Annotated in this window: 7 protein-coding genes; 4 read left to right on the top strand and 3 right to left on the bottom strand. The window is 61.1% G+C overall.

Features of this window, described 5'->3' with window-relative positions:
- Positions 1-421 precede the first annotated feature (421 nt).
- The 3 genes from M3P21_RS20055 to M3P21_RS20045 form a co-directional block, all read right to left on the bottom strand.
- Positions 422-1717, bottom strand: coding sequence for an NAD(P)/FAD-dependent oxidoreductase (locus M3P21_RS20055; protein WP_249712997.1), 1296 nt, complete (start codon positions 1715-1717; stop codon positions 422-424).
- 4 nt (positions 1718-1721) lie between these two features.
- Positions 1722-3116 carry an aspartate aminotransferase family protein gene (locus M3P21_RS20050; RefSeq protein ID WP_249712995.1) on the bottom strand — a complete coding sequence of 465 codons (1395 nt, stop codon included), beginning with the start codon at positions 3114-3116 and terminating at the stop codon, positions 1722-1724.
- 167 nt (positions 3117-3283) lie between these two features.
- Positions 3284-3934 carry a GntR family transcriptional regulator gene (locus tag M3P21_RS20045; RefSeq protein WP_249712993.1) on the bottom strand — a complete coding sequence of 217 codons (651 nt, stop codon included), beginning with the start codon at positions 3932-3934 and terminating at the stop codon, positions 3284-3286.
- Positions 3935-4087: 153 nt separating this feature from the next.
- Between M3P21_RS20045 and M3P21_RS20040 the strand changes: the two genes are divergently transcribed.
- From M3P21_RS20040 to M3P21_RS20025, 4 genes are read left to right on the top strand one after another with little or no spacing between them, the layout of a single operon-like run.
- The gene (locus M3P21_RS20040; RefSeq protein ID WP_249712991.1) at positions 4088-5176 is read left to right on the top strand and encodes a polyamine ABC transporter substrate-binding protein; all 1089 of its coding nucleotides are present in this window, start codon (positions 4088-4090) and stop codon (positions 5174-5176) included.
- A gap of 60 nt (positions 5177-5236) precedes the next feature.
- On the top strand, positions 5237-6364 hold the full coding sequence (locus M3P21_RS20035; protein WP_249712989.1) for an ABC transporter ATP-binding protein: 1128 nt from the start codon (positions 5237-5239) through the stop codon (positions 6362-6364).
- The gene (locus tag M3P21_RS20030) at positions 6364-7254 is read left to right on the top strand and encodes an ABC transporter permease subunit (protein ID WP_249712988.1); all 891 of its coding nucleotides are present in this window, start codon (positions 6364-6366) and stop codon (positions 7252-7254) included. Before M3P21_RS20035 ends, M3P21_RS20030 begins: the two co-directional genes overlap by 1 nt.
- Positions 7251-8066 (top strand): ABC transporter permease, encoded by an 816-nt coding sequence (locus M3P21_RS20025; RefSeq protein WP_249712986.1) that lies wholly within the window; start codon positions 7251-7253, stop codon positions 8064-8066. The genes M3P21_RS20030 and M3P21_RS20025 overlap by 4 nt, the downstream gene beginning before the upstream one ends.
- Positions 8067-8071 lie beyond the last annotated feature (5 nt).

The raw sequence follows: 8071 nt of genomic DNA, 5'->3' as shown, positions 1-8071 counted from the left end.
AGGCCTTTCAAACGCTTTCCTTTTCACGTTGATCCTACGGGTATGAAAATCATCTCTGAGCGATACCTGCCACGTGGTTGCGGCAAGTAGGTAGATCATTATGCGCGCTGTGGTGAGAACATATTCTCCCATCGAGACGCAATATCAACTAAGCGCGTTGGACTGCCCACGTATTTTGTCCATAGAAAGCGGAACACAAAGAGCACGCTAAAGCAAAGGGCATAGGGCATAGACTGTCTCAAAAGTCAGCTTGGCGGGGTCGACCAATTGCGAGACGCTATCCTCACAATAAGCAAGAACTGACGTTCGTCCGATGTGCAGCATCCGTCACTTTGGGCTCTTTGCCGACTTTAGCGCATTGCGTGAAACCTAACGAAATCACACCCAATCATGGGTTTTGAAAGGCCCGGCATACCCATCCTCACAACCTGTCGCGCAGGCTGTACCAGAGCATTGCCAGCACCAGCAGCGGCGAGCGCAATGCAGCACCACCGGGGAAGCGCAGGGTCGGAACCTGCGCCATCAGGTCAAAGCGTTCGGCCTGACCGGCGATGGTCTCGGCAGCGATCTGGCCCGAGAGCGTAGCCATGCCCACCCCATGCCCCGAGAACCCCGAGAGCGACAGGATATTGCCCGCCAGCCGCGCGTAATGCGGCATCCGGTTCATGGTGATCCCCAGCGTCCCGCCCCAGGCATAATCGATCCGGGTCTCGCGCAGTTGCGGGAAAATCTCCAGCATCGGCTTGCGCACTTTGCTGGCGATATCCGCCGGAAAGCGATAGCCATAGCTCTCGGTTCCGCCAAACAGCAGCCGGTGATCGTCGGAAAACCGAAAGTAGTTCACTACGAACTTGCTGTCCGCCACTGCGACATTGCTGCGGATCACGTCCTCTTGCTGTTCCGGCGTCATCGGCTCGGTGGCAAGGATATAGTTGTTGATCGGCATGACCCGTGCGGCAACCTCGCGTTGCAGCCCTCCCAGATAGCCGTTGCAGCCCAGCACGACATAGCGCGCGGAAACGGTGGCGTCCGGGGTGCGCAGCTGTGTCGGGTTGCCCGCATCCAACTCCTGAACCTTGGAGCGCTCGAAAATCCGCACCCCCGACAGCACCGCCAGACGCGCAAGGCCAAACGCGAACTGCAAGGGGTGGATATGCCCGGCGCCCATGTCGATGGTGCCACCGTGATAGGCGGGCGAGTTCACCAGATGGCGGCATTCCTCGACGTCCAGAGGTCGGATCTTGTCATAGCCATACTCGGTATTCAGCTTGTCCGCATAGTCCCAGCTCTGGGGCACATGGCGCGCGCGATGATCGGCGTGGATGATCCCGTCATGGAACGGCATATCCACCTCGGCGCATAGTGCGCGCACCAGATCAACCGATTGCGTTGCGATCCGCCACAGGTCCCGCGCATGAGGTTTGCCCAGCATCTCCTCCAGCGCGTCCTGTTCCACGCGCTGCCCCTGCCCGACCTGCCCACCATTGCGCCCCGACGCACCGAAACCCACGCGCTGCGCCTCCAGCAGCACCACGTCATAACCGCGCCGCGCCAGATGCAGCGCCGCCGACAGCCCGGTAAAGCCCCCACCCACCACGCAGACATCGCAACTCAGCGCGCCGCGCGCAGGAGGGAACGGATCCAGCGGGCGGGCACTCGCCGCGTAGTAGGAGGCGGGGTATTGCCCCGGTCGGTCATTGGCGCTCAGCAGGTCCACCCGGTCAGGCCGCCCGGTTCAGGCCGTCCGCCTCAAGTTGCGCCAGACATTCATCCAGCGACAGGCGGGCGCGGTCGATCAGGATGTCGATCTCGTCCGGGGTGATGACCAGCGGGGGCGAGATGATCATCCGGTCGCCCACATGGCGCATGATCACATTGTTGGCAAAGCAACGGTCGCGACAGATCTGGCCCACCACGCCGGGGTCCGAGGCAAAGGGCGCGCGGGCCGCCTTGTCCGGCGTCAATGCGACCGAGGCCATCATCCCCGCGATCTTTGCCTCACCCACCAGCGGGTGATCCAGCAGCCCCTCCCATTTCTGTTTCAGATAGGGCGCGGCGACGTTCTGGACGTGACCGACGATATTCTCTTCTTCCAGAATCCGCAGGTTTTCCAGCGCCACAGCCGCCGCCACGGGATGTCCCGAATAGGTATAGCCGTGATTGAAGTCGGTCCCCGACAACACCTGCGCGATCTCGTCCGACACCACCGACGCTCCGATCGGCTGGTAGCCCGAACTCAGCCCTTTGGCCATTGTCATGATGTCGGGTCTGATCCCGAAGGTCTGCGAACCGAACCAGTTGCCGGTGCGACCAAAACCGCAGATCACCTCATCGGTAATCAGCACAATGCCATATTGGTCGCAGATCCGCTGGATTTCCGGCCAATAGGTTTCGGGGGGGACGATCACACCACCAGCGCCCTGCACCGGCTCGCCAATGAAGGCGGCGACCTTGTCCGGCCCGATCTCGTTGATCTTGGCCTCCAACTGGCGGGCGCGTTCCAGCCCGAACTCTTCGGGCGCCGTATCGCCGCCCTCGACCCACCAGTTGGGCTGGTCGATGAACTCAATGCCCGGGATCGGCAGACCGCCCTGCCCGTGCATCCCCTTCATCCCGCCCAGACTGGTGCCGCCAATGGTCGAGCCATGATAGGCATTCCAGCGCGAGATGATCACGTTGCGCTCGGGCTGGCCTTTTTCGGCCCAATAGGTGCGCACCAGCCGGATATTGGTGTCATTGGCATCCGAGCCGCCGGTTGAGAAAAACACGTGGTTCAGGTCACCCGGTGCCAGTTCGGCCAGTTTCCTAGCCAGCATCAGCGCCGGGGCATGGGTGGTCTGGAAAAACGTATTGTAGTACGGCAGCTCACGCATCTGCCGGGCGGCCACATCGGCCAACTCGTCGCGCCCATAGCCGATGTTGACGCACCACAGCCCTGCCATCCCGTCGATGATTTCATTGCCGTCACTGTCCTTGAGCCAGACGCCCTTGGCGCTTTTGATCACGCGGGCGCCTTTTTGGGCCAGTTCGTGGCCGTTGGTGAACGGATGCAGGTGATGCGCCGCGTCTAGCGCTTGCAGTTCTGCGGTGGGCAGGTGGTTGGCCATTGTCGTCATGTCAGGTCTCTTGAGCTATGGCGTTCAGACCGGCGGTTGGCACAGGTGGCCAACGGGGCCGGAATGATCCCGCGGGGATGAAGTCAGGGTGGACCGGAGGATTTTGATCAAATTAATCGACCACGTCAATCCACCTCGCGCGCGACTGAACTTATCGGGTAATCGGGTCACTCGTCGAATGTTTGCCGGACGAAATCCAACCCCTGTCGTATGTCCCCCTCGATGGCGTCGGCGACATCCTGCGGCGCGCCCTCGCGCAGGGCGGCAATCGCCTGCTGATGCAGGTCCTTGAGGTTCGACGTGCCATAGCGCCCGCAGACCACCCGCAGCGACGGACCGGCCTGCAGCCAGAGCGATTCGGCGATCCGCCGCAGAATCGGCGCGTCCGCCGCGTCATAGAGTGTGAAGTGGAACCGAAAGTTTGCCACCAGATAGCCCCGGATATCTCCGGTGTGGATGGCCTGATCAACCCGTGCATCCAGCCGCTCCAGATCCGGGATCACCGCTGATGCCGCCTGATTTGCGGCGAGGAAGGCCAATTTGGGTTCAACCGTCAGACGCACCAGATCGATCTGGGCCAGCCTGTCAGAGGTCATCAGCGGCACTTCGACCCGGCGGTTTTCACGGGCCGCCAGCGCCCCTTCGGCGGTCAGGCGGCGCATCGCCTCGCGCACCGGAGTGATGCCCGCGCCAATCATGTCGGCCAGACCGTGGATGGTCAGCGGCTGGCCCGGCACGACCTCGCCAAACAGGATCAGTTCCTTGACCTGAACATAGATCGCCTCATGCTCGGGGCGTTTTGCGACAAGCCGGTTCATTTTTTGATCTTTCATCCGGGTCCAAGGGCGCTGGGGTGACAATTGACTCTACTCAACTGCCAAAAAACTATCATACTGTCACCCGGGGGAGGAAAAAGAATCGGTTTTGATCAAACTCCGGCATCCTCCCTCAGAACCAACAGGAGGATTGAAATGCCAAGAAAGATAACTGGCGCCCTCGCAGCCGTAGCGCTTCTGGCGCCGTTTGCGGTCTGGGCCGAAGAGGTGCGCGTCTATAACTGGTCGGACTATATCGACGAAGACCTGCTCAAGAAATTCGAGGAACAGACAGGCTATGATCTGATCTATGACGTCTTCGACAGCAACGAGATATTGGAAACCAAGATGCTGGCGGGTGGCTCGGGCTATGACGTTGTGGTTCCGACCGGCGACTTCCTGCAGCGGCAGGTCTCGGCGGGCGCGTTCCAGAAGCTCGACAAATCCAAGCTGCCAAATGCCGGCAACATGTGGGAGATGATTGAGGATCGGACCTCACAATACGATCCGGGCAACGAATACTCGATCAACTACATGTGGGGCACGACCGGCGTCGGGCTCAATGTCGGCAAGGTCAAGGAAGTGCTGGGCGACGATGCGCCGCTCAACAGCATGGATCTGGTTCTGGACCCCGCCAACATGGAGAAACTGGCCGCTTGCGGGGTCTATTTCCTGGATGCCCCGACCGAGATCGTGCCCATGGTGCTGCAATATCTGGGTGAGGACCCCGACAGCAATGATCCCGACGTGATCGGCAAGGCTGAGGCCCCTCTGATGGCGGTGCGGCCGCATATCAAGAAGTTCCACAGTTCGGAATATATCAACGCATTGGCCAACGGCGATATCTGCGTCGCCGTCGGTTGGTCGGGCGATGTACTGCAGGCGCGCGACCGCGCGGCCGAGGCCAATAACGGCGTCGAGATCGCCTATCACCCCTTCGCGCAGGGGTCGCTGATGTGGTTTGACCAGATGGCCATTCCGACCGACGCGCCCAATCCCGACGGCGCGCATGCCTTCCTGAACTTCATCATGGAGGCCGAGAACATGGCGGCGGCGTCGAACTACGTCTATTTCGCCAATGGCAACAAGGCATCGCAGGAGTTTCTGGCCGAGGACGTGATCGGCGACACCGCGATCTATCCCGACGACGGGACGATGGAGAAGCTTTATACCAAATCGCCATACCCCTCAAAGGTACAGCGTGTGGTCACGCGGATGTGGACCAAGGTCAAATCCGGCACCTGAGCTGGACCCCGGCGGGACGCATCAGCGCCCCGCCGTTTTCTTTCAGAACAAGGACCTGCCGTGGACGCCTCACCTTTAGCGCCTTGGGAAGATCCCCGGGCACAGCCACTGATCCGGTTCCGAAACGTCACCAAATCGTTCGGGGCCTTCACCGCCATCGACGATCTGTCGCTGGATATCTTCGAGAAGGAATTCTTTGCCCTGCTAGGCCCCTCGGGCTGCGGCAAGACCACCATGATGCGGATGTTGGCCGGGTTCGAAGCCCCCAGCAGCGGCGTGATCGAGCTGGCCGGTCAGGACATCGCCCCGGTCCCTCCGAACCAGCGCGCGGTGAACATGATGTTCCAGTCCTATGCGCTGTTCCCGCATCTCAGCATCTGGGACAACATCGCCTTTGGGCTGAAACGCGACAAGATGCCCAAGCACGACCTGAACGAACGGGTTGAGGCGATGCTGAAACTGACCCGTCTCGAACAATTCGCCAGCCGCAAGCCGCATCAGATCTCGGGCGGTCAGCGGCAACGCGTGGCGCTGGCGCGCTCACTGGCAAAGGCGCCGAAACTGCTGTTGCTGGATGAACCGCTGGGCGCGCTCGACAAGAAGCTGCGGCAGGATACCCAGTTCGAACTGATGGATATTCAGGAAACCACCGGCACCACTTTCGTGATCGTCACCCACGATCAGGAAGAGGCGATGACCGTCGCCAGCCGTGTCGCGGTGATGGATCACGGCCGCATCATTCAGGCCGACACGCCGGACCGTATCTATGAGACGCCGAATTCAGTCTATGTGGCCGATTTCATCGGTGACGTGAACATCATCCAGGGCAAGGCCAATTCCGGTGAGGGCGAGGGCTATCGCATCTTCTGGTCCGAGGGCCAGCCGCCGCTGCAGGCCAGTTCGAGCACCGATTTGTCCACCGGGCAGAGCTGTTCTCTGGCGATCCGCCCCGAGAAGGTGGCGATCAGCGCCGAGCGCCCGGAAGAGGCCGCAAACGCGGTCCAGGGCAAGGTGCTCGACATCGCCTATCTGGGCAATCTGTCGACCTATCATGTTGAACTGCCCAACGGGCTGGTCATCAAGGCGCAGACCGCCAACACCCGCCGCATCTCGCGCCGCTCCTTCACATGGGAAGACCCCGTCTGGCTGTCCTGGACCGCCACCGCGGGCGTGTTGCTGGCGAACTGATGCGGCGGTTTTTCCTGATCGCCATTCCCTATGGCTGGCTGCTGGTCCTGTTCCTGATCCCCTTCGTGATCGTGCTCAAGATCTCGCTGTCGGACACCGAACTGGCCATCCCGCCCTACACGCCCACGCTCGACCTCTCGCAGGGCTGGTCGGGCATCCGGGAGTTCTTTGCCGGGCTCGATCTGGAAAACTTCGTCTGGCTGACCGAGGATGACCTCTATTGGAAGGCCTATCTGAGCAGCCTTTGGATCGCCACTATCTCGACCCTGCTGACCTTGATGATCGGCTACCCCATGGCCTATGCCATGGCGCGCAGCCCCGAGCAGTGGCGCACCACATTGATGATGCTGGTGATCCTGCCGTTCTGGACCTCGTTCCTGATCCGGGTCTATGCGTGGATGGGCATCCTCAGCCAGGAAGGATTTCTGAACCAGTTCCTGCTCTGGATCGGTGTCATCGACACACCGCTGACCATCCTCAACACCAATACTGCCGTCTATATCGGCATCGTCTATACCTATCTGCCCTTCATGATCCTGCCGATCTATGCCGCGCTTGACCGGCTGGACGGATCGCTGATCGAGGCGGCCGAGGATCTGGGCTGCTCGCGACTGATGGCCTTCTGGCTGGTCACCCTGCCGCTGTCGCGCCCCGGCGTCATTGCGGGCTGTTTCCTGGTCTTCATCCCGGCACTGGGCGAGTTCGTGATCCCCTCGCTGCTGGGCGGGTCAGGCACGCTGATGATCGGTAAGGTCCTGTGGGAGGAGTTCTTCTCGAACCGCGACTGGCCGGTTGCCTCCGCCGTGGCGGTCGTGTTGCTGCTGATCCTGGTGATCCCGATCGTACTGTTCCAGCGCAACCAGCAAAAACAGCAGGAGGCCGAACAATGACGCGCCTGAGCTGGTTCAACGTGGTGTCGCTGACACTGGGCTTTGCCTTCCTTTACCTGCCGATGGTGATCCTGATCCTCTTCAGCTTCAACGAAAGCAAACTGGTCACGGTCTGGGCCGGGTTCTCGACCAAATGGTATGGCGAGTTGCTGCAGAACGAGGCCTTCCTCGATGCCGCCTGGGTCACGCTGCGGGTGGCGGTGTTTTCGTCGACCATCGCCACGGTGCTGGGCACCATGGCGGCTTATGTGCTGGTGCGCGGCGGGCGGTTCTTTGGCCGGACACTGTTTTCCGGCATGATCTACGCGCCGCTGGTGATGCCCGAGGTGATCACCGGCCTGTCGCTGTTGCTTTTGTTCATCGGCATCGGTCTGGATCGCGGCATCTTCACCATCGTACTGGCCCATACCACCTTCTCAATGTGCTATGTCTCGGTCGTGGTGTCCTCGCGGCTGGTCACCTTTGATCGTTCACTGGAAGAGGCCGCACTTGATCTGGGCTGTTCGCCTGCCGAGGCGTTCCGGCTGGTCACCCTGCCCATCATCGCGCCTGCGGTGATCTCGGGCTGGCTTTTGGCCTTTACCCTGTCGCTGGACGATCTGGTGATCGCATCCTTCACCTCCGGCCCCTCGTCGACCACCCTGCCGATCAAGATCTTCTCGTCGGTGCGGCTGGGCGTCAGCCCCGAGATCAACGCGCTGTCGACCCTGATGATCGCGATTGTTGCCGTAGGGGTCATCATCGCCTCGCTGGCCACCAAACGCGCCGCCCTGCAGCGCCAGCGCGAAGAGCGGCTGGCCGTGCAGACCTGACCGGC

The organism is Ruegeria spongiae (assembly GCF_023502395.1).
Lineage (GTDB): Bacteria > Pseudomonadota > Alphaproteobacteria > Rhodobacterales > Rhodobacteraceae > Ruegeria_C > Ruegeria_C spongiae.
Note: the sequence above shows the minus strand (reverse complement) of the source record. Positions and strands in the feature narration are given on the sequence as shown.